Origin of the sequence: Marvinbryantia sp. (assembly GCF_047017445.1) — a bacterium.
Lineage (GTDB): Bacteria > Bacillota > Clostridia > Lachnospirales > Lachnospiraceae > Marvinbryantia.
Genome location: NZ_JBKXTT010000001.1, coordinates 204,349 through 227,120, shown reverse-complemented (window position 1 = coordinate 227,120; position 22,772 = coordinate 204,349). Strand labels below are relative to the sequence as shown.

Below are 22,772 nucleotides of genomic sequence, written 5' to 3'. Positions count from 1 at the left end.
GAGGCGCTTTCCATGCGGAAGGCGCCTCTTTTCTAGTAAAAGGTGATCACTCCATCGTCGTAATACTGGTCAGCAGGGATATCCTCAAAGGAGGTACCGCCGCCGGCTTCAGTCTGGGAGGCGTTGCTATCAGCGGTTCCGGAACCGGCAGAGCCGTTATCCCCGCCGATCTGGATCACGCCGTCTGTGTTGCCGTCTGGCTCACCGGTCGGATTGTCGCCGGTGTTATCCTTCTTTTCTGTTTCCGTTTCGGATTCCTTCTCCGTGAGAATTTCCACGGCAGCCGTATGGCCCGGGCACTGCTGTGTGGGCGGTGCATAATTGGAATCATCCGTGGTGCCTTCGCTGCCTGCCGGACGCTGCACGAAAACACGCGTCGTGGACGGACATGTTCCGGAGGCTTTCAGACCGGTTTCCGTGCACACAGCGACTGCTACGTGGACGTCGCAGGTTTGCGTCGGGACGGTGTCGGTCGTGAAATATTCCGTGTAGACCTGGCTTCCCCGCTGGTCTGCGGTACACAGACCGTCTACTGCCAGCTTGCCGGATTTTTTGCAGACGGTCGCCGTGGTGATATTTTCCGGCTGCGCGAAAGATACGACCGGAAGTTCCGCGTGAATGCGGCTCATGATCGCGTTCCAGAGCGTCTTTGCATAGCGGCTGAAGCTGCTGTCATAATCGGGCAGGGCGTCGTTGTTGTCGTAGCCGCCCCACACGCCGCAGGTGTAGTAAGGGGTGTAGCCTTCAAACCAGATGTCCTTTGAATTGTCGGTGGTACCGGTCTTTCCGGCTACCGGCATGTCGCCCAGGCTGATACTGCCGTTTGCAGTGCCCTCCGGACTCTTAATTACGTCCTCCATCGCTTTTGTGATAAGGAATGCCGTGGTATCCTTTACCACGCGTGTTTCCTCGCTGGTGTTATCCAGAATGACATTGCCCTGGCTGTCCTCGATGCGGGAGTAAAATTTCGGTTTAATGTAGTTGCCGCCGTTTGCCAGCGCGGCGTAGGCGCCGGTCAGCTCCAGATTTACCACGCCGTCCGTGATGCCGCCGAGCGCCAGCGGCTGGTAGGCATCGGAGAGCAGGTTGCCGTTCTCGTCCAGGTCGTTGTTGTAGAGCGTCGTGATGCCAAAGCGCTCCAGATAATCGATACCCACCTGCGGCGTGATCTCTGTCAGACATTTGACGGCGACGACATTCACGGATTTCACAAGTGCAAAGTGAATGGTTTCCAGACCGCTGTACCCGTAGTCGCTGTCCCAGTTTTTCAGTTCCGTACCGGAAGAATACGTGTAGGGCGCGTTGTCGTAAACAGTGGCGAGCGTTTTGCCGTTATGGTCGATTGCCGGAGCGTAGGCGGCGAGCGGTTTAAACGTAGAGCCGGGCTGTCTTCTTGTCGACGTAGCGCGGTTTAAGGTAAGGCTTGCTTCCTTCTCGCCCCTGCCGCCGACGATCGCCTTCACGTAGCCGGTCGACTGGTCGATGACCACCACAGACGCCTGCGGCTGCGGAACGAGGGAAATGCGCTCGCCGAGCACGGTGTCTCCCTCTGCGGTCATCGCCTCTTTAAACTGCGCCGCGTAGGAGCGGGCAGCGTCCTCATCGTAAAACATCATATTAAAGGAAGCGTCCTGTGCCTCAAAATAATCCTGCACATCGGAGCTGCCGTAATGGATCGTACTGCCATCCGCTTTCTGGATGCTGAGGGCGTAATCAAGCCCGATCAGCGTTTCTACCGGATAATTGGCTGCGTTTGCAAATTCTTCGTCGCAGATCTGCTGGATCGCTTCATCCTGTACGCTGAAGATCCGCAGACCGCCGGAATAGAGCGCCGTGTATGCCTGGCTCGCCGTGTAACCGGCGTCTTTTTCCAGATCCTCAAGCACCTGCTCGATGAGCGCGTCGGTGTAGTAGGAATAGATCGTGGTCGTGCCGGTCTGTACGTCCGTCTCCTGGATGCGCGAATAAACATCGTCGGCGAGCGCTTCGTCGTACTCCGCCTGCGTGATATAGCCCTGCTCCAGCATCGCGTTCAGTATTTTTTTGCGCCGGGCGGCATTTGCCTCCGGGTAGACGATCGGATTGTAGCCGGTCGGATTCTGCGTGATGCCGGCGATCACGGTGGATTCCGAGAGCGTCAGCTCCGAGACATCCTTATTAAAATAGCGATGGGCGGCAGCCTGCACGCCGTAGGCGCCCGCGCCGAGGTTGATGGTATTTAAGTAATCTTCGAGGATCTTCTTTTTCGCCTCGTCCTTTGTCATGGTCTGCTCCAGATTTTTTTCCAGCTCCAGCGCCAGATACTGCTCCTGGAATTTGCGCTTAAAGCTCTCCGCCAGAGAGGACTCGTTTACCCAGTCCGGGAACACGCTGTTTTTCAGAAGCTGCTGCGTGATGGTGCTGGCGCCCTCCGAGAAGCTGCCGCCGGTGATGCCCACCACAAAAGCGCGCAGGATGCCGCGGATATCTATGCCGTTGTGCTCGTAAAAGCGTTCGTCCTCCACGGCGACGACGGCGTTTTGCAGATGCTCCGGCACCTGGTCGATGGAAACGGGCGTGCGGTTCGAGGTGGGGGCTGTCAGCTTCTGCACCTGCTCTCCTTCGGCGTTGTAAATGTAGGTTGCCATCTCTGCGGGAGCAGTGCTTAATGCGGAGATATCCGGCGCGCTCTTTAAAAGCCCCTGCATCATGCCGTAGCCCGCGCATACACCGGCGATCACCAGTGCGAACAGTGCAACGAGAAGCAGGCGAAGGAGCGTCATCCCAGCCTTCTGTTCTACCTTTTCCGCTGTCATATTCCGCTGTTTTTTTTCGATATCGTGTCTGCCATATTTCATGTGCAGCATTCCTTTCTGAATTTGGGTAAAGAGTTACTGTCCACTCCGTTCACAGCAAGTGGTTGAGGCTGGCGTGAACAGTAACGGTAAAGACAATGTTACAATTAGTTTACCTGTTTTTACAAACAGTTATCCATAGTATAGCAGAAATCAAAAATAAATGCTATACTAATAAATCATGAGGCGCGAATACGGCGCGCGATAAAACCACAAGGAGAGAAATATGGCGTATAATATTGTTTACAGAGGCGGCGAGGGAGAGATCGTGGAAAAGAAATCCCGCTTTATTGCGACGGTACAGCCGGTGCATTCGGAGGAGGAGGCACTGGGGTTTATCAACGGTTTAAAGAAAAAATACTGGAATGCCACGCACAACTGCTCGGCTTTTGTGGTCGGGGAGCACCAGGAGCTGCAGCGCTGCAGCGATGATGGGGAGCCGCAGGGAACGGCGGGCAGACCGATGCTGGATGTGCTGCTTGGCGCGGATATCCATGATGCGGCGGTGGTGGTGACGCGCTATTTCGGCGGCACGCTTCTTGGTACCGGCGGTCTGGTGCGCGCATATTCCAAAGCGGTGCAGGCGGGGCTTGCAGCCAGCGAGGTGATCGAGAAAGTAAAGGGCAGCCGTCTGACGATCGAGACAGACTATAATGGCATTGGAAAGCTGCAGTATCTCCTGGGGCAGCGCGGCATTCCGATCGTCGGTTCCGAGTACAGCGAGGTGGTGAAAACCTCGGTCCTTGTGCAGGAGAATGACGTGGCAAAGCTGCTGGAGGCAATTACGGAAGCGACGAATGGAAAAGCGGCCTGTGAGGAGGAAAAGAATATCTTTTTTGCGTTTGTCGGGAAAGAACCCGTCATATTTTAGAAGCCGCTTGTCATTTTTTACGGATAGAGCTATAATGTACGAAAGAGCAGCGGCGGATGCCGGCTGAATGAAAACAAGGGGAGCATATATGGGAGCCAGAGAAAAGGAAAGACCGATCGGTATCTTTGATTCCGGCGTAGGCGGTCTGACAGTTACGCGAGAGGTGATGCGCAATATCCCGGAAGAACGGATCGTATATTTCGGGGATACCGCGCGCGTGCCTTATGGAAGTAAATCAAAAGAGACGATCCTGCGCTATTCCAGGCAGATCGTGCGTTTTCTGCTGTCGCAGGAGGTAAAGGCAATCGTGGTGGCGTGCAATACTGCGAGCGCGTTTGCGCTGGAGGAGATCCGTCACGAGCTGTCTGTCCCGATCATCGGCGTGGTGAAGCCGGGAGCGAAGGTGGCGTGCGCGGCGACGAAAAATAACCGCATCGGCGTGATCGGCACGAAGGGAACGATCGCAAGCGGTCTGTATACGGAATTTATCCGCCAGATCAGGCCGGACGCGGAGGTGATCGGAAAAGCGTGCCCGCTGTTTGTGCCGCTGGTGGAGGAGAGCATGATGAAGGACCCGGTGACGGAGGAAATGGCGAGGCGCTATCTCGCCGCGCTGAAGGAGCAGGATATCGACACGCTGATCCTTGGATGCACGCATTATCCGCTTTTGCGCTCCATGATCGGCGAGATCATGGGCGACGGCGTCACGCTGGTGAATCCGGCATACGAGACGGCGTGCAGCCTGCGCGAGCTGCTGATCCGGGAGGATCTGCAGAACACGGAGCCGCTGGATATGGAGAAAAATCCACATCGTTTCTACGTGAGCGATGCGCCGGAGAGCTTTATCAGCTTTGCAAATTCGATCCTGCCGGTAAATATTGAGAACGTACAGAAAATTAATATCGAGGAGTACTAAATGACAGAAGAAGTTTTGGTGAGCATTAAAGGAATGCAGGTGCTTGCGATGGACGACGGGGACGAGGTGGAGGTTGTTACAAGCGGAAAATACCTGCACAAAAACGGAAAGCATTATATCAGTTATGAGGAAGTCATGGAAGGAATGGAGGGCACCATTCAGAATCTCATAAAGCTTGACGCGGACGGCATGGAAGTGACGAAGCGCGGACTGACAAATGTCCATATGGTCTTTGAAAAGGACAAGAAAAATGTTACGTGTTACGAGACGCCTTTCGGCAATCTGATGGTGGGGATCGCGGCGACAAACATCGACGTGAAGAATGATGAAAAAAATATTGCCGTGACGGTGAACTATGCGCTGGATATCAACTATGAGCATCTGGCGGACTGCACCATCAATATGAGCGTTCAGTCCAAAGACGGCGGAGACTTCCGGCTGAGTTAGAATGATGATCCAAAGGAGGGCAGTTATGAAAAGAAAAAGATTTGTTCTGTTGTCTGCTGCGCTGTGCATGATGGCGCCATCCGGTATTTGCTTCGCGGAGGAGGACGGCGCATTTTCCGGAGAATCTGTCGGAATCATATCGGATTACGCCGCAGTGAGGGAAACATCTTATCTTCAGCAGCTTGACGTTTCCATTCCGATTTTTGACGGACCGGGTTATGATAACAATTATGTGAGAAACATTGAGCGCTCCACACTTTACACGATCGTGGAAGAGGAAATGGATGGAGAGGGAAATCTCTGGGGCAGGCTGAAATCCGGCGCGGGCTGGGTAGATCTGGAGAGAGCGCGCGCTGCAGAGAACGATCCGGGACCGGTCGCTATTTATTTCGCGGGGGATACGCTTCCGGAAAATGAAGAGTTTCTGGAGTATAGCGAAGGTGATTCCTGGTATCCTGAAAGAATTGCGTTCCAGGCAAATGAGCCGCTGACAGATATAAGCTTTCTTTTCCTTGTGCCTGGGGAAGATTATGAGGACGGGGAAGCGCTGTGCGTGATCAATGCGCTGGAAGAAGGAGAAATCTTTGTCGCGGAAGTGTCATTCCCCGGAGATATGACTGCTTATGGGCTTACCTGCACGGCAGAGGACGGAACGGAACACAGATATACGGTTTCTATCAGCGGAAGAAACGGTTCGCTGGTGATTATAGAAGAGGCTGCTGCATCTAGCTTTTAGATGCGGCAGCCTTCGCTTTTTAATCCTCTTTTTTCGGCATTTCAATGCGGATATGCACGTCTTCAAGCTGCTTCGGCTCTACGGCTGCCGGAGCGCCCATCATGATATCCTGCGCGTTTTTGTTCATCGGGAACGGAATGATCTCGCGGATACTTTCCTCACCGGCGATCAGCATGACCATACGGTCCACGCCCGGTGCAATACCTGCATGAGGCGGAGCGCCGTAGCAGAATGCGTTGTACATCGCCGGGAATTTCGCTTTTACGGCGTCCTCGCCAAGTCCGACGAGATTGAACGCTTTTACCATGATCTCCGGATCGTGGTTGCGGACAGCGCCGGAGGAGAGCTCCACGCCGTTGCACACGAGGTCGTACTGGTAAGCAAGAATTTCCAGCGGGTCCTGCTCTTCAAGCGCTTTCATACCGCCCTGCGGCATAGAGAACGGGTTGTGGCAGAATTCCAGTTCGCCGGATTCCTCGCCGATCTCATACATCGGGAAGTCAACGATCCAGCAGAATTCGTAGCAGTCTGTTTTCATATGGGAAGGGCACGCTGCGCCCAGCATTTTGCGGAGCACGCCGGCGGTTTTCTGCGCCGCGCCCTTTTTGCCGGCGGAAAGACCGATAAAGTCGCCCGGCTTTAAGCCGAGAGCTTCGACCACCTCTGCTTTGCGTTCCTGCAGGAATTTGGAGATGCCGCCGACAAAGTCGCCGTTAGCATCCACACGGAACCAGTAAGCTTTATTCCCGCTCTGCACCTCAACGTCCGCGCACAGCTTGTCGATTACCTTTCTTGTTCCTTCAAAGCCGGAAACGACGACAGCTTTTACTGTCTGTCCTTCGAACGGTCCGAAGCCGCAGTCCGCCATGCATGCGGTCGCATCCTGCACCAGCAGATCAATCCGCAGGTCGGGCTTGTCCGTGCCGTACTGCTCCATCGCATCGAGATAGGAGATGCGTCTGAACGGAGCAGCGGAGGCGGTGTGATAAACGCCGTATTTTGCGAAGATCGGCGGAAGCACATCCTCCAGGACTGCAAAAACGTCCTCCTGGTCGGCGAAAGCCATCTCCATATCGAGCTGATAAAACTCGCCCGGGGAGCGGTCTGCGCGCGCATCCTCGTCGCGGAAGCACGGCGCGATCTGGAAGTAGCGGTCGAAGCCGGACGCCATCAGAAGCTGCTTGAACTGCTGCGGAGCCTGCGGCAGCGCATAGAATTTGCCCGGATGATTTCTGGACGGCACCAGATAATCGCGCGCGCCCTCGGGGGAGGAGCAGGTGAGGATCGGGGTGGTGATCTCCAGGAAATCGTGTGCGATCATGCTTGTGCGCAGATCCGCCACGACTTTGCTTCTTAATGTAATCTTATCCTTCACTGCCGGATTGCGCAGATCCAGGTAGCGGTATTTCAGACGGGTGTTCTCATCCGCTTCTTTTGAGCGGGCGATCTGGAACGGCAGCTCGTTGTAGCGGCATTTGCCGAGCAGCTCGATCTTCTCCGGAACCACCTCGATCTCTCCGGTCGGAAGCGCTGCGTTTTTGCTGGAGCGCTCGCGCACCGTACCGCTGACGGAAATCGTGGATTCATAGTTGATCCCGTCGATCACATTCATCATTTCTTCTGTTTCGATAACGACCTGCGTCACGCCGTAATAGTCTCTCAAAATCAAAAATCCCAGGTTTTTGCTTACTTTTCTGAGATTGTCAAACCAGCCGACAATTTTTACCTGTGCGCCCACGTCGCTGATACGAAGAGCGCCGCAGGTATGTGTTCTTCCCTGCATAATTTCATCCATCCTTTTCCAGCATGTATTTTCACGCTAAATTTCGCTGTTCATTATACTATCTGGCGGGAAGGAAGTCAATGTTTGACTGGTACTTATTACTAAAAATAGTCATCAAATTTTGTCTAATATTCCGTCTTGCCAAGTTTGTGATCATAGGGTATGATACTAATAAATTAATTAATTTAAATAATTAAATAAGCATTTGCAAATGTAAAGAAAAAGTTTTAGCTTTGAGGTGTGAAGAATGGAAGAATTACAGCTTTGTCTGGCAGATCCGACGGGCTGTCTGCAGGAGAGAGAGATTACTTCTATGATGGAAGAAAATGCAGATCTGCTGGAAAAGGTAAAAGAAGGGGAAGCGCAGTACAAAAACAGTCTGGGCTGGCTTCGGGTATCGGAGTGGGCAGGACAGGAATGGCTGAACCGCTACCAGGAGCTGGCGCAGGAGGTACGGCAGAAGGCGGATGTGCTGGTAGTGATCGGTATCGGCGGCTCGAATCAGGCTGCGCGGGCCGTAATCGACGCAATTGAGGAAAAGAGCAATGTACATATCATCTGGGCGGGAAATACCATTTCAGCCTACAGCATCAGCAAGGTGCTGAAGGAGCTGGATGGCAAAAGCGTGTACATCAATGTCATTGCCAAGAATTTTGAAACGCTGGAGCCGGGGATCGGTTTCCGTGCCCTGCGTGTCTGGCTGCGCGGGCAGTACGGGGAATCATATGCGCAGCGCGTCATCTGTACGGGAACACAGGGAAGTCATCTGGAAGAGCTTAGCCGGGAGCACGGTTTTACGTTCCTGCCGTTTCCGGAGGATATCGGCGGAAGATTTACGGCGCTGTCACCGATCGGCCTGTTCCCGATGGCAGTGGCGGGTATGAATATCCAGGCGATGGCGGCTGGGGCAGCAGATATGGAAAAACGTCTGAAAACAGAGGACGCCACAGAAAATGTCGCGCTTCGCTATGCGGCGATCCGCAACCTGCTGTACCGGAAGGGCTATCGGATGGAAATGCTTTCCTTCTTTGAACCGCGTTTTTTCCGGTTTGCAAAGTGGTGGATGCAGCTGTTCGGCGAGAGTGAGGGAAAGGATAACAAGGGCCTGTATCCGCTGTTTGGAAATTTTTCTGAGGATCTGCATTCCATCGGACAATTCCTTCAGGACGGCAGCCCGATTATTTACGAGCTGTTTCTGGAGGTACGCGATACCGGCGCCGCCTATATTTTGCGGAAGGATGATGTCGACGACCGTTTTGACTATTTAAATGGCAGAGATTTCAACGAGATCAATCAGGCGGCCTGTGAGGCGACGATCGAAGCGCATTCACAGAAATATCCGTGCCTGCGTCTCAGCGTGCCGGCGATTGATGAGAGAAGCTTTGGAATGCTGTTTTATTTTTTTGAATTTACCTGCTATCTCTCAGCGCGCATTCTGGGCGTCAATCCGTTTGATCAGCCCGGCGTTGAGGATTATAAGAAAAACATGTTCCGGACCCTTGGAAAATAATGAATGTCTATTCCACGCTGTGCGTGATAGAAAAAATATGTAGGAGGTAGAAAAGAATGCCTTTAGTACCAATGAGAGCAATTTTAGATGCAACAGAAAAGTACAATTACGCCCAGGGAGCATTTAACGTAAATGCAGTCTGCCAGGCGAAAGCAGTGATCGAGGTGCACGAGATGTTCCGCAGTGCCGCGATCCTGCAGGGAGCAGATCTGGCAAATGCCTTTATGGGAGGACGTACTGATTTCGCAAACGGAACCCTGGAGGACAAGAAGATCGGTGCACAGAACATTGCAAACGCTGTAAAAAAATATGCGGAAAACAGCCCGATCCCGGTAGCGCTTCATCTCGACCATGGCAAGACGATGGAATCCTGCGTGGCAGCGATCGAGGGCGGCTATACGTCTGTTATGATCGACGGATCTTCCCTTCCGTTTGAGGAAAACATGGAGCTTACCCGCGAGGTTGTAAAATATGCCCATGAGCGCGGTGTCACGGTAGAAGGTGAGCTTGGCGTGCTGGCAGGCGTGGAGGATCATGTATTTGCAGCGACGTCCACCTATACAAATCCGATGGACGCGGTGAAATTCTTCAAGAATACCGGAGTGGACGCACTCGCGATCAGCTACGGAACAAAGCACGGCGCAAATAAGGGCAAGGACACGGTAATCCGCAAGGAAATTGCGATTGCGACCAAGGAATGCATGATGCATGAGGGCATCGAGGGCACGCTGGTAAGCCACGGCTCTTCCACCGTTCCGCAGTATATTGTCAGCGAGATCAATGCGCTCGGCGGCGATATCCATGACGCATACGGCATCAAAAAGGAACAGCTGAAAGAGGTATCGAAGCTTGGCATCCGCAAGATTAACGTAGACACGGATATTCGCCTTGCCGTTACCCGCAACCTGCGCGAGCTGTTTAAATACAATCCGTCCCTGCAGAACAGCGCATCTATCGGCGAGATCTATGAGCTGCTGTGCAAGAATCCGTCGGCCTTTGACCCGCGCGTATTCTTCCCGCCGATCATGGACACGGTAATGTACGGAAATGTACCGGATGAGGATGTCGCCCTGATCGTGGAATGCATCGAAAAGGGCGTACATGAGGTGGTTGGAACGCTGATCGTGGAATTTGACAGTGTGGGCAAGGCTCCGCTCATCGAAACGGTTTCTTTGGATGAGATGGCAGAGCGCTATCGCAAGAAAGGAATTTAGGCATGGGAAAAAACATACTTGTGGCACATGGCGGCGGTCCGACAGCCGTAATAAATTGTTCTCTGCAGGGCGTGGTGGAAGCAGCGCGCGCTTCGGGCGAGGTAGATAAAATTTATGCGGCGCGCTTCGGCGCGGAGGGGATCCTGAAGGGCGATCTGATCGACCTTACAGAGGTTCCGGCGGAGGTGATCGCGCGCCTTAAGGATACGCCGGCGTCAGCCATCGGCTCCTGCCGCAGAAAGCTGACGGAGGACGACTATCCGACCGTGATGGAGACCCTGAAAAAATTTGATATTGACTGCTTTTTTTATAACGGCGGAAATGACTCCATGGATACCTGCAATAAGGTAAACGAGCTTGCGCTGAAGGAGGGGCTTAATATCCGCGTGATCGGGATCCCGAAAACCATGGATAACGATCTGGATATCACGGATCATTGCCCGGGCTTTGGAAGTGCAGCGAGATATGCCGCGCAGAGTGCCTGCGAGCTGGCGCTGGACGCTTCCGGGCTTCCGATTCATGTAGTAGTGCTGGAGCTTATGGGACGCAATGCCGGATGGGTGACGGCGGCAAGTGCACTGGCAGCAAGACTTACCGACTGCGAGGTACTGACCTATCTGCCGGAGGTGCCGGTGGATGAGGAGAAGATGCTGGAGGATATCAGGAACGCTTATGCAAAGGGCAAAGGGCTTCTGGTGACAGTGAGCGAGGGCATCTGCGGGCTGAACGGAAAGCCGCTGGCGGACACCGGTATCGTGGACGGGTTCGGACATACCGTGCCGGGAGGAACCGCGCAGCATATTTCTGATATGATCATGCAAAAGCTGGGACTGAAATCCCGTGCGGAGAAGCCGGGACTTCTGGGACGCGCGAGCATTCCCTATGTATCTGAGACAGACCGAGAGGAAGCTTATGCAGTTGGAAAATATGCGCTGGAATCCGCATTAAAGGGCGAGAGCGGCTATATGGTGGCAATTAAAGCAGAGCGCACGCCGGAATACAAAACAGAGCTGTTCCTCGCTCCGCTTGACAAAGTGGCAAATGTGGAAAAGAAATTCCCGCTGGAGTGGATCGTGGATGGAAACAAGATTTCGGATGACTTCTTTGACTATGCAATGCCGCTGATGGGCGGCGGGTTTGACCAGTACGCATTACTGAGAAAGTGAGAAAAATCATGAAGCATATTTATTTAAATCTGAAACGCTTTGACGTCCCGACAGAGTTTGGCGGAGTGAACCGCCTGGCTCCGGTGGCCAGGTGGGGACAGACGATCGTGGAGAGCACCCAGGAGGCGCTGAAAAAATACGCGCCGGAGGAAGTGGAATTTGTGCAGTATCTGCCGGAGGCACATCTTTTGTCTGCTGTGGGAGCGCTGAGCGAAAACAGCCCCGTGCAGCTTGGCAGCCAGGGGGTATACCGCGCAGACACTGCGGTGGGCGGAAATTTTGGCGCTTTTACCACGAACCGTCCGGCGTCCATTGTAAAGGCGATGGGCTGCACGTCTGCCCTGATCGGACATTGTGAGGAGCGCAATGACAAAAAGAGCATCCTTGCAGAAGCGGGCGTGACCGATGCAGGCGCTGTGAACCGCCTGCTGAACCAGGAAATCCGCTGTGCGCAGGAGGCAGGTCTATCCGTATTGTACTGCATTGGCGAGACAGGCGAAGAGCAGCCGCAATGGGAAGAGGTGCTCGGGAAACAGCTTTCCGAAGGTCTGGATGGGGTTGATAAGAACCGGGTCGTTATTGCATACGAGCCGGTATGGAGCATCGGACCGGGCAAAACTCCGGCGGATAAGCCATATATCCAGAAAATCGCCCGTTTTGTGAAGGAATGCACGGGCGGCATGGACGTGGTTTACGGAGGCGGGCTGAAGGCGGACAATGCCGCTATGCTGGCGTCTGTTCCGGAAATTGACGGCGGTCTGATCGCATTAACGCGCTTTACAGGAGAGATTGGATTCTATCCGGAGGAATATCTGGAGATTATCCGTCTTTACCTGGGAAGATAAAAATGGATAGGGAAAGGAGAAACCCATGAAACATTTTGATTTTGAGTATGGCGCAGGTACCATGGGAGCAGAGCTGCCGGATAATACCGACGTCTTTATTCCGGGTGTGACGGTGGAAGACCCCGCGTATATTCCGGAGGAAGAGCTGGAGGCTGCCTATATGGAGAGCCTGCACAATCCGATCGGTATGAAGCCGGTGACAGAGCTTGCGCACAAGGGCAGTAAGGTCGTGTTCGTAGTGCCGGACCGCGTAAAGGGCGGTGAGCAGGCGACCAGCCACCGCAAGCTGTCCATTAAGTATCTGCTGAGAGAGCTGTACAGCGTCGGCGTGGAGAAGAAAGATATCCTCTTTATCATCTCGAATGGTCTGCATCCGCGCAGCACCGCCGGGGATGCGAAGGCGCTGTTCGGAGAGGAAATCTATAATGACTTCTGGTACAGCGGACAGATCATCAGCCATGACTCCGAGGACATGGAGCATATGGTTGACCTGGGCCTGACCGACCGCGGGGATCCGGTGTGGATGAACAAATTCGTGTATGAATGCGACCTGCCGATCCTGATCGGACATGTGCAGGGAAATCCGTACGGAGGCTATTCGGGCGGCTACAAGCACAGCGCGACCGGTATTACAAACTGGAAGAGTATTGCGAGCCACCACGTTCCGTCCGTTATGCACCGCGCAGATTTTACCCCGGTAAACGGCGGAAGTCTGATGCGTGATAAGTTTAATGAAATCAGTATGAAGATGGAAGAGTGTATGGGACATCCGTTCTTCTGCTGCGATGCCGTACTGGATTCCAGGAGCCGTCAGATCGCTATTTTTTCCGGCTACGCAAAAGAGATGATGCCGATGAGCTGGAAGGTGGCGGATAAGCGCACCTACGTCCACTGGGCGGAAAAGAAATATGATGTGCTGGTATTTGGAATGCCGCAGAAATTTCATTACGGCGACGGGATGGGCACCAACCCGATCATGATGATGCAGGCGCTGTCTGCACAGGTACTGCGCTTCAAGCGTGTGATGAGCGATCACTGCGTGATCATTTGCTCCAGTCTCTGCAACGGCTTCTTCAATGACGATAAGTGGCCGTATCTGCGGGAATGCTACGAGTGGTTCCAGAGAGATCAGATGAACGAGCTGCCGGATATGGACCGTCTGGGCGAATATTTTGCGACGAATGAGGAATATGTGCGCAAATACCGTTTCGCGAATGCGTTCCATCCGTTCCACGGCTTTTCCATGATGAGCTGCGGCCATATCGCCGAGATAAACACCAGCGCGATTTATATCGTCGGCGCGGAGAATCCGGGCTACGCAAGAGGCATGGGACTGAAAACGAGAGCGACCTTTGAGGAAGCGCTGGCAGATGCGAAAAAGAAATTTGTCGGTGAGGAACCGAATATTCTTGCACTCCCGCTTACCTTTAAGACGGCAGCCGTTCACTTGTGCATGAAGAATCCGCAGGAGGACTGCATGGATGAATATGGAAATCATCCGTGCTGCGGGTAACTACAAATGATGAAAATACAAAGCAAAAAGCTTTGAAAAAAAGGAGGAAAATCATGAAGAAAAAAGTTTTGGCAATGGCATTGGCACTTAGTCTCACCGCAGGCATGTTTGCAGGCACGACGACGGTGAGCGCGGCAGGCGACGGCGTGCTGGATATCGGCTACGGCACCGCAATTGATTCTCTGACACCGTTTCGTGCCAGGACCGGGCGGGAGTCGCCGTATCTGAAGAACATGTATGAATTCCTCGGCGTATACAACTCTGATCTGGAGATGGAGCCCTGGGCGGCGAAGAGCTGGAGCACAGAGGATAATATGACATATGAAATAGAAATATGGGACAATATGACGGATTCTGCAGGAAACCATATTACGGCGTCAGATATTGTATGGTTTATGGAGGAATCAAAAGAACGGGCATTGAATCCGACCTGGACAAAGGTGGAGAGCGTGGAGCAGACAGGGGATTATACTCTGAAGGTCACGCTGAATGCTGATCAGATCGGTGCTTTTGAAGATGTTTTATACGATACTTATGTAGTTTCACAGGCGGCGTTTGAGGCGAGTGCAGATGAATTTGCGACGTCAATTATCTCTACTTCCGCATATGAGGTGACAGAATTTACGGCTTCCTCTACACTTTCCTTCGATAAGAGAGATGACTACTGGCAGGATATAGAGCAGCTTCCGGAGTGTGTGCGCCCAATGGTAGATAAGGTGACTTACCGCACAATTACAGAGGCTTCCCAGATGGGAATCGCACTGGAGACAGGTGAAATTGATATCTGTCTGCGCATGGATAATTCCACAGGCGTGCAGTTTATCGATAACCCGGATTACACGGTAGAGCTGAGCGACGGCAACCAGGGATGGGAGCTGTTCTTCTCCGGCGCTGAGAGCAGACCGGTAGGTGAAAATCAGCTTCTTCGTCAGGCAATCTGCTATGCGATCGACACAGAGGGTATGGTAGCCGGTCTCTGCCAGGGCGCAGAATACGGCGACAAGATGGCGGATGTCTGCACACCGCGTCACATCGGCTACAATGAAGCATGGGAGTCAGAAGAGTATTACAATTATGATCCGGAAAAGGCTAAGGAACTGGTAGCAGAATCCGGATATAACGGAGAGGAACTTTCGATTCTTACGTCATCCAGTACGTTCAATTCACGTATGGCACAGATGATCCAGGCTTACTGTGCAGCAGTAGGTATTAACGTGACACTTGATATCCGTGAGATGGCACAGGTTACAGCGATCCGTCTGGACGGTACCCAGTATGATATGTTTATTAATACTATCGGCGGAACATACTGCTCCGACCACTGGTCTATCCGTTACGATCCGAATGCGTATGCAACAGGCGATGCTACCAGCCGTCATGATGAGACGCTGGCGGAGATGCTGTATAGCACCTGGACGCGCGAAGGCTACACACAGGAAAACATTGATGCTGTTCATAATTACATTAAGGATACAGCGATTGCTTACGGTATGATCAATCCCAAATTCTTCAGTGTATGGAGAAATGATGCCGGCCTGGAGAATGAGGTTCTGGAATTTGCCGGATATATCATGCCGACAGCTTCCACATGGACAGGTATTTAAGATCGGGTAAATTGGCGTGCGGGAGGCAGGACGTCTCCCGCACAAGCTGTATAATGGAGGATGTGTGAATGGGAAAATATATAGCAAAACGAATTTTATGGATGATTCCCATCGTTCTGGGTGTTGCGATCCTGGTATTTACTTTAATGACTTTCTGTCCGGGCGATCCGGCAGCAACGATCCTCGGAAGCACTGCGACAGAAGTGGAACTGGCAGCAAAGAGAGAGGAGCTGGGCCTGAATGATCCCTTTATCGTTCGTCTGGCAGATTATCTGAGTGATGTTTTTATTCATTTTGATCTTGGAAAATCCTGGATCACCAATGTAGACATTATGGAGTCTATTATAGAACGCTTACCGCGTACTCTGATACTGACGCTGGTAACAATGCTGATCTCTTTTGGTCTTGGCATTCCGCTTGGCGTTTTTGCGGCGACGCATCAGAACCGCTGGCAGGACAGCCTTTCCATGGTGATCGCTCTGGTCGGCGTATCTATTCCGAATTTCTGGCTGGCGCTGCTTTTGATCATTTTGTTTTCTGTTAATCTTGGGTGGCTGCCGGCGATGGGTATTGAAGCGGGGCTGAAATCTTATATTCTGCCTGCCCTTTCCGGATGCATGGGCGGTCTTGCCACCTGTGCAAGACAGACGCGCTCGTCGATGCTGGATGTTATCCGTGCAGATTATATTACGACCGCGCGCTCCAAGGGCGTGCCGGAGGGAACCGTTATCATGAAGCACGCGCTGAAAAACGGACTGATCCCGATCATCACCATGATGGGAAGTACCTTTGGGCATCTTCTGGGAGGCATGGTTATCATTGAATCCATATTTTCTCTTCCGGGTATGGGAACCTATATTATCGGCGCTGTTAATAACCGTGATTACCCGATCGTACAGGGAGGAACGATTTTCCTTGCTATTTCTTTCAGTTTCTGCATGCTGCTCGTTGACCTTATGTATGCTGCCGTTGATCCCCGTATCAAAGCGCAGTATGCTTCCGCGAAGAAAGTGAAGAAGGGGAAAGAGAATGGCTAAGACGAAGACAAAGAAGAAAAGTGAATTTGCAAGAATTATGAGACAGCTCAGCAAGAACAAGCTGGCTATGCTGGGATTGATTATTTTTATTATTGAGGTTGTTCTGGCTATTCTGGCGCCTTATATTGCGCCTTACAAGTACGATGCAATGGATATGACGCAGATGTTTGCCCTGCCTTCTGCGCAGCATTTCTTTGGCTGTGATGATATGGGGCGCGATATTTTCAGTCGTATTCTCTATGGAGCGAAATATTCCATTTCCATTGGTATCCTGGCAATTCTTCTGGCGACTGTGATCGGCATGTTTATCGGAGCGGTTGCCGGTTATTTTGGCGGCTGGGTGGACAACCTGATCATGCGTCTTCTGGACGTTATTCAGGCGATTCCGGGTATGCTGATGATGATCGTTATTTCCGCAGTGCTGGGGCCTGGCTATATCAATACGATTATTGCGATGGCGTTCGGGTCGATTCCCGGTATGGCGCGCATGCTGCGTGCCCAGATGCTCAAGGAGCGCGGAAACGAATATATTGAAGCTTCTACTTCGATTAACTGCAGCACGCCGAGAATCATTATAAGTCATCTGATCCCAAACTGTATGTCGCCGATCATTGTGCAGGCGACCATGGGCGTTGCGCAGACAATTACACTGGCAGCAGGTCTTAGCTTTATCGGTCTTGGCATTCAGCCGCCGATCCCGGAGTGGGGCGCAATGCTTTCCAGCGCGCGTCAGTTTATTCGTATGTATCCCCATCTGGTTATTTTCCCGGGACTTGCGATCGCTGTTACCGTGCTTGCGCTGAACCTTCTGGGAGACGGTCTGCGCGATGCTCTGGACCCGAAGCTGAAAAATTAAGGGAGGAGACTTGATATGGCACAGGAAGAAAAGAAAAACATGCCGTTTCTGCAGGTGGACGACCTTGTAGTGGAATATATGTCCGATGGGGAAGTGGTCCATGCGGTAAACGGAGTACATCTGACACTGGAGAGAGGAAAAACACTGGGACTGGTAGGGGAGACCGGCGCCGGAAAGACGACCATCGCAAAGTCGATCCTGCGCATCCTGCCGGATGTTGGCTGTAAGATCAAAGAAGGAAAGGTACATCTGGACGGCAGGGAGCTTCTGAATCTGCCGGAGGTGGAGATGCGGAAAATCCGCGGAAATAATATCTCTATGATTTTCCAGGATCCGATGACGGCGCTGAATCCGGTTATGAAGGTGGGCGATCAGATCGCAGAAGTAGTCCGTCTTCATTCAGAGCATGGGGACAAGGCACACGCTGCGGAGCGTGCAAAGGAGATGCTGGAGATCGTTGGAATCCCGGCGGACCGTTACGACGAATATCCGCACCAGTTTTCCGGCGGAATGAAGCAGCGTGTAGTGATCGCTATCGCGCTTGCATGTAACCCGGATCTGCTTCTTGCGGATGAGCCGACGACGGCGCTGGATGTGACGATCCAGGCGCAGGTGCTGGATCTGATCGCAGATCTGAGAGAGAAATATAATACCGCAATGCTGCTGATCACGCACGACCTTGGCGTTGTTGCGCAGGTGTGCGATAATGTTGCGGTTATCTATGCAGGCAGCATTGTAGAGTACGGTACGAAAGAGCAGATTTTTGATCATCCGTCTCATCCGTACACGAAGGGACTGTTTGCGGCAATCCCGGATATGAATGAGGATGAGGAATGGCTGCATCCCATTGAGGGGCTTCCGCCGGATCCGACGAATCTGCCGCAGGGCTGCGCGTTCCATCCGCGCTGCAAATATGCGACGGACGCCTGTAAAAATGGCGCTGTTTCGATGGCAAAGACAGCAGACGGACATGATTGCCGCTGCTGCCGGTTGAATGAGATAAAGGAGGGATGAGTATGCAGCCGGTAATAGAAGTGAAAAATTTAAAGAAGTTTTTTACCACGCCCCGCGGAATGCTTCATGCAGTGGACGACGTGACATTTACCATTGAAAAGGGAAAGACGCTTGGCGTGGTGGGAGAATCCGGATGCGGAAAATCCACCCTTGGCCGTACTATCATCCATCTGCATGAGAGCACCGGCGGACAGATTTTTCTGAACGGGCGCGACATTACAAAGCTGGACAAAAAGCAGCTCCGTGAGGCGCGTGAGAAGATGCAGATTATTTTCCAGGATCCGTACTCGTCTATTGATCCGCGAAAGACAATTGACGCGACGGTGCGCGAGCCGCTGAAGGTATCAAAGAAATTTACAAAGCAGCAGATAGAGGAAAAAACACAGGAGCTGATGGAGCTTGTAGGAATCGACGAGCGTCTGCGGATGGCATATCCGCATGAGCTGGACGGCGGACGCCGCCAGAGAGTCGGCATTGCCCGCGCGCTCGCTCTGGATCCGGAGTTTGTGGTATGCGACGAGCCGGTGTCAGCGCTGGACGTATCCATCCAGGCGCAGGTACTTAACCTGTTGAAAAAGCTGCAGCAGGATAAAGGGCTCACCTACATGTTTGTAACGCACGATATGTCGGTTGTGCGTCATATTTCGGATGATATCTGCGTTATGTATCTGGGACAGATGGTGGAAAAATGTGAATCCAAAGAGCTGTTCCGTAATCCGATGCATCCGTATACCAGGGCACTGCTCTCCGCGATCCCGTCTGTGGATATCCACAATCCGATCAAGCGTGAGATTTTAAAGGGCGAGATCACCTCGCCGGTAAATCCGAAGCCGGGCTGCCGTTTTGCCGCGCGCTGCAAGTACGCGACAGAAGCGTGTCATCAGCCGCAGGTGCAGGAGGAAGTATCACCGGGACATTTTGTAACATGCTGCAGAGTGCATGAGGTAAACTAAACAAAATAATATTTTTTCAGAGGCAGCTTCGTATCGAAACTGCCTCTGGCTGCAGATGGAAATTACGGAGAAAAGATGAGACTGGTGTCCAGTATTTCATGCCGGACAGTGCCGCTGGTGATTTTTTCGATGATAAGGGATGCGCAGTGGCAGCCAACCTCATAATGGGAATGTACGGTATAGCTGAGATTTTTCCAGAGTCTTATATTTAAAGGCCCCTCCGCAAGGCTGCCGATTTGGAGACGGGAGGTGCGGGCAGCTGCGCTGGCATAGACTGCTTCTACATAAATGCCCCAACTGCAGAGGATCGCGTCGTTTTCGGACATAAAGGGAACCGTCTGCTGCATTATGGAAATCAGCTCGTCAAGAAAGCTGTAAAGGGATGAGGAAGCCCGACCATCCGGACTATTTCCCTTTAGATGATGGATTGTGCGGATATCCGCTGTTACATCCGGATGCAGGGACAGCGCGGCTTTTACTCCGGCTTCCCGTTCGCGCTCCTGGAGGGAATCCATATCCGGGCGCAGATAAAGAAGTCGTGACGCTCCATGCTCCAACAGATAGGAGGCATGACAGTATGCGTCATTATAATAGTCAAAATCAACGGAGGAGATATCAACGCCGGCATGACGGCAGTCGAGGGCGACTGTTGGAATGTGGTATTTCGTCAGGAGCGCCTGGGTATCCGAAGGAATATCTGTTCCGTTTTCTCCAATGTAAATCAGTCCGTCAATCTTATGCTGAAGATAGCAGTATACATATTCCGGGAGATTGTCCTGGTGAATGGTATTTGAACAGAACAGGGCATTGTATTTTTGCCGTTCCAGACTGTCACGGATACCGTCGATCGTCTGGGAATAGCGGTGATGGGAAAGCGGATTGCTCATTACAATGCCAACGCAAAAGGTCTGTCGGGAGCGCAATGCTTTTGCAGCGCTGCTTGGGATATAATGCAGCTTTTTGGCTGCTTCCAGTACCTTCTGCGTTGTTGCAGCGGAAATCGTCTGATTGGGATTCTGATTTAATACGTATGAGACTGTCATGGCGGAAACGCCGGCCTCTTTTGCGATATCGCGGATAGTTGTTTTCTGGTGATTCATAAAAATTCCTCATTTTTGATTAATGTAACGATAAAGCAATTATAGCGGAGAAAATGAAAAATGTCTATCCGGCATCCATAAAAATGCAGTATGGATATTATATACAAAAATACAGAAGCAGAATTGTCAAAAATTACAATTGAAAATTAATTTAATTTATTATATACTGTAAATATCCTTTAAGGGATTTTTATTTTACCCAAATACTTTAACGATAAAGTAACAAGATATTAGGAGGAATAAGTATGATTCTGAACAAGAAAATAGTGGCAGAGGAACCGGGCAGGGTCGAGGTCGTGGAAGATACGCTGGATGAGAGTGCTCTGCAGGATAATGAGATTCTGGTTAAAAAGAAATATTCTCTGGTCAGCGCCGGAACGGAGTCAGCGTGCATTACCGGAAAGGAATTATGGTTTTCTCTGCCGGGGACGCTGGGCTACAGCGCGGTAGGTGAAATTACAGCGGCAGGTGACAGAGCAAAGAAGTATCAGGTGGGAGACATTGTTTACTTCCAGGGAAAACACAGTGCGTATGAGATCATAGACGAAAAGGACGTATTGCTGAAGGTTTCCGATATTGAACATCTGGAATATATTCCTTTTCTGCGTATGGCAGCGATTTCTTCTTCTGCAGTGAGAGCGTCAGAGATTGAATTCGGAGATTTTGTTCTGGTAGTTGGACAGGGGCTGATTGGTCTGATGGCAATGCAGCTTGCGAGGCTTCAGGGAGCGAGAGTGCTGGTATCGGATACCTCTGCAAAGCGCCTTGCACTGGCAAAGGAGCTTGGGGCCGATTATACGCTGAATCCTGCTGCGGATGATATGGGCGCTGCGATCAGCGAAATAACAAAAGGAACAAAGGTGGATACGCTGATCGATGCTACGGGAAGTTCTAAAGTTATCTGCGATAATCTGCAGCATGTAAAAATAGGAGGGGAAGCGATTCTTCTTGGTTCCCCGCGGGCGCCTTATGAAGCAAATGTTACACAGATATTCCAGTATATTCATCAGTTCCGATATCGCATTGACGTAAAAGGAGCGCATGAATCCCGCTATCCGAAATATCATACGCCTTATGTTAAGCATTCGACGCAGCGGACTCTTGAAATATTGTTGGATTTTCTCAGGACGGGACGATTCCAGGTGGCGCCTATGCTGACGCAGCTGCTTCCGCCGCAGAAGGCCCCGGAGGTATACCGGCATCTGGCAAAGGGAGACGAGGATTATCTTGGCATTGTATATGATTGGACAAAGGATTGAGGCGAAAGAGAGGAAAACAGAATGGGAAAATTAAGGGCAGGGATCATCGGCACGGGAATAGCGACCGGGATTTCTTATGCACATTATATTGGCTATCAGAAATCAGAGTGCGCGTATGTGACGGCGGTTTATAACAGGAGAACGGAATCGGCGGAAGCATGGTGCCGAAAATATGGGATTGAGGGAGTAAAGGTGTGTCGTTCTCTGGAAGATTTTTTTAAGGAAGTAGATATTGTCAGTATTTGCACGCCAAATGATACGCATGTGCAATACATAAAAGAATGTCTGAAAGCTGGAAAGCACGTACTTTGTGAAAAACCTGTAGGGGCGGGGGAGGAGAAACTGGCTGATTTAGAAAAAGAATGCCGGAAAGCAGGGGGCGTGCAGATGGTGGATTTCAATTATCGAAAAATACCGGGAATCCATTTTCTGAGTGAAATTAATAAACAGGGCGCGCTGGGAGAGATTGTTTTATACCGCCATACGATGGGAGCCGGACGGCTGGCAAATGAAATGGTCGGCTTTGAGTGGCGGATGGACCGCAAATGTTCCGGGAGCGGCTCTCTTGGAGATTTTGGCTCTCATATTTTGGATACCATGCTTTTTATTACCGGAAAAAGACCGGAGGATATCTGCTGCAGTCAGTCGATGGAAAAGATACAGATAAAAGAACGGATGTGCAATGGAATCTCAAGAGCTGTGGAAAATGACGACTGCGCCGTTGTACAGGGAGTGTTGGGAAAAGAAACGTTATTTACCTTTTTTACGAGCCGCGTGGGGGGTCTTGGAAACAGGCTCGAAATAATTGGCACAAAAGCGATTGCCTCCTTTTCTATGGACAAACCATATGAAGTGCTGCTGGAGATAAGGGAGCCGGGCGCAGGCTTTAGCGGCCTTATGAAGGTTTGCACAGCGGAGGGCGGAGAAATAGAAAAGTTTCTGACGGAAGCGCCGAACGCAATGGCAGCGGCGTGCAGCTGTAATGCAGCGGATTTTGCAAAGCATGCGGCAGAAAGAAGGGATGCGGCTGCGTCGCTGATTTATGGAATTCGGGTGGAAAGGGTGCTGGATGAGATGGATAAAAAGGCTGTATGCCTTTAAAAAATGAAAGGAG

Annotated in this window: 19 protein-coding genes; 16 read left to right on the top strand and 3 right to left on the bottom strand. The window is 51.8% G+C overall.

Going from position 1 to position 22,772, the window contains the following annotated elements; translation table 11 throughout:
* Positions 1–32: 32 nt before the first annotated feature.
* Positions 33–2,837 (bottom strand): transglycosylase domain-containing protein, encoded by a 2,805-nt coding sequence (locus ACLU9Q_RS01050; RefSeq protein ID WP_296838424.1) that lies wholly within the window; start codon positions 2,835–2,837, stop codon positions 33–35.
* A gap of 223 nt (positions 2,838–3,060) precedes the next feature.
* On the opposite strand from ACLU9Q_RS01050, the gene ACLU9Q_RS01045 reads away from it, so the two are divergent.
* From ACLU9Q_RS01045 to ACLU9Q_RS01030, 4 genes are all read left to right on the top strand, one after another.
* Positions 3,061–3,705 carry a YigZ family protein gene (locus ACLU9Q_RS01045; RefSeq protein ID WP_296908487.1) on the top strand — a complete coding sequence of 215 codons (645 nt, stop codon included), beginning with the start codon at positions 3,061–3,063 and terminating at the stop codon, positions 3,703–3,705.
* 67 nt (positions 3,706–3,772) lie between these two features.
* Positions 3,773–4,621 (top strand): glutamate racemase, encoded by an 849-nt coding sequence (gene murI, locus ACLU9Q_RS01040; protein ID WP_412624557.1) that lies wholly within the window; start codon positions 3,773–3,775, stop codon positions 4,619–4,621.
* On the top strand, positions 4,622–5,068 hold the full coding sequence (locus ACLU9Q_RS01035; RefSeq protein ID WP_296841043.1) for a DUF1934 domain-containing protein: 447 nt from the start codon (positions 4,622–4,624) through the stop codon (positions 5,066–5,068).
* A 25-nt stretch (positions 5,069–5,093) separates the two neighbouring features.
* Complete coding sequence (locus tag ACLU9Q_RS01030; protein ID WP_296841040.1) at positions 5,094–5,804, top strand: hypothetical protein; 711 nt, start codon at positions 5,094–5,096, stop codon at positions 5,802–5,804.
* Positions 5,805–5,823: 19 nt separating this feature from the next.
* Here ACLU9Q_RS01030 and aspS read toward each other — a convergent pair whose 3' ends face one another.
* On the bottom strand, positions 5,824–7,587 hold the full coding sequence (aspS, locus tag ACLU9Q_RS01025) for an aspartate--tRNA ligase (protein ID WP_296841037.1): 1,764 nt from the start codon (positions 7,585–7,587) through the stop codon (positions 5,824–5,826).
* Between the two features lie 247 nt (positions 7,588–7,834).
* On the opposite strand from aspS, the gene ACLU9Q_RS01020 reads away from it, so the two are divergent.
* The 10 genes from ACLU9Q_RS01020 to ACLU9Q_RS00975 all read left to right on the top strand — a co-directional run bounded on the left by ACLU9Q_RS01020 (position 7,835) and on the right by ACLU9Q_RS00975 (position 19,299).
* Positions 7,835–9,097: a glucose-6-phosphate isomerase gene (locus tag ACLU9Q_RS01020; protein ID WP_296908485.1), complete on the top strand. Its 1,263-nt coding sequence runs from the start codon at positions 7,835–7,837 to the stop codon at positions 9,095–9,097.
* A gap of 56 nt (positions 9,098–9,153) precedes the next feature.
* Positions 9,154–10,311, top strand: a complete 1,158-nt coding sequence (locus ACLU9Q_RS01015) for a class II fructose-bisphosphate aldolase (protein ID WP_296836814.1) — start codon at positions 9,154–9,156, stop codon at positions 10,309–10,311.
* A 2-nt stretch (positions 10,312–10,313) separates the two neighbouring features.
* Positions 10,314–11,477: a 6-phosphofructokinase gene (locus ACLU9Q_RS01010; protein ID WP_296836817.1), complete on the top strand. Its 1,164-nt coding sequence runs from the start codon at positions 10,314–10,316 to the stop codon at positions 11,475–11,477.
* An 8-nt stretch (positions 11,478–11,485) separates the two neighbouring features.
* The gene (locus tag ACLU9Q_RS01005) at positions 11,486–12,322 is read left to right on the top strand and encodes a triose-phosphate isomerase family protein (RefSeq protein ID WP_296836820.1); all 837 of its coding nucleotides are present in this window, start codon (positions 11,486–11,488) and stop codon (positions 12,320–12,322) included.
* A 25-nt stretch (positions 12,323–12,347) separates the two neighbouring features.
* The gene (locus tag ACLU9Q_RS01000; RefSeq protein ID WP_296836825.1) at positions 12,348–13,835 is read left to right on the top strand and encodes a lactate racemase domain-containing protein; all 1,488 of its coding nucleotides are present in this window, start codon (positions 12,348–12,350) and stop codon (positions 13,833–13,835) included.
* A gap of 53 nt (positions 13,836–13,888) precedes the next feature.
* Positions 13,889–15,439 carry an ABC transporter substrate-binding protein gene (locus tag ACLU9Q_RS00995; RefSeq protein WP_296836829.1) on the top strand — a complete coding sequence of 517 codons (1,551 nt, stop codon included), beginning with the start codon at positions 13,889–13,891 and terminating at the stop codon, positions 15,437–15,439.
* Between the two features lie 68 nt (positions 15,440–15,507).
* Entirely contained in the window at positions 15,508–16,476 is a 969-nt protein-coding gene (locus ACLU9Q_RS00990; RefSeq protein ID WP_296836832.1) for an ABC transporter permease, read from the top strand.
* Positions 16,469–17,332, top strand: coding sequence for an ABC transporter permease (locus ACLU9Q_RS00985; protein WP_296836835.1), 864 nt, complete (start codon positions 16,469–16,471; stop codon positions 17,330–17,332). The genes ACLU9Q_RS00990 and ACLU9Q_RS00985 overlap by 8 nt, the downstream gene beginning before the upstream one ends.
* Before the next feature lie 15 nt (positions 17,333–17,347).
* Positions 17,348–18,346 (top strand): ABC transporter ATP-binding protein, encoded by a 999-nt coding sequence (locus tag ACLU9Q_RS00980; protein ID WP_296836837.1) that lies wholly within the window; start codon positions 17,348–17,350, stop codon positions 18,344–18,346.
* Positions 18,347–18,348: 2 nt separating this feature from the next.
* Positions 18,349–19,299 carry an oligopeptide/dipeptide ABC transporter ATP-binding protein gene (locus ACLU9Q_RS00975; RefSeq protein ID WP_296836839.1) on the top strand — a complete coding sequence of 317 codons (951 nt, stop codon included), beginning with the start codon at positions 18,349–18,351 and terminating at the stop codon, positions 19,297–19,299.
* A 62-nt stretch (positions 19,300–19,361) separates the two neighbouring features.
* Here the strand turns inward: ACLU9Q_RS00975 and ACLU9Q_RS00970 are convergent, their stop codons facing one another.
* Complete coding sequence (locus tag ACLU9Q_RS00970; RefSeq protein ID WP_296836842.1) at positions 19,362–20,399, bottom strand: LacI family DNA-binding transcriptional regulator; 1,038 nt, start codon at positions 20,397–20,399, stop codon at positions 19,362–19,364.
* A gap of 245 nt (positions 20,400–20,644) precedes the next feature.
* Here ACLU9Q_RS00970 and ACLU9Q_RS00965 point away from each other — a divergent pair, with 245 nt between their 5' ends.
* Together ACLU9Q_RS00965 and ACLU9Q_RS00960 are read left to right on the top strand one after the other, a co-directional pair.
* Positions 20,645–21,658, top strand: coding sequence for a zinc-dependent alcohol dehydrogenase (locus ACLU9Q_RS00965; RefSeq protein ID WP_296836845.1), 1,014 nt, complete (start codon positions 20,645–20,647; stop codon positions 21,656–21,658).
* A gap of 21 nt (positions 21,659–21,679) precedes the next feature.
* Positions 21,680–22,759 (top strand): Gfo/Idh/MocA family protein, encoded by a 1,080-nt coding sequence (locus tag ACLU9Q_RS00960; RefSeq protein ID WP_296836848.1) that lies wholly within the window; start codon positions 21,680–21,682, stop codon positions 22,757–22,759.
* Positions 22,760–22,772: the final 13 nt, after the last annotated feature.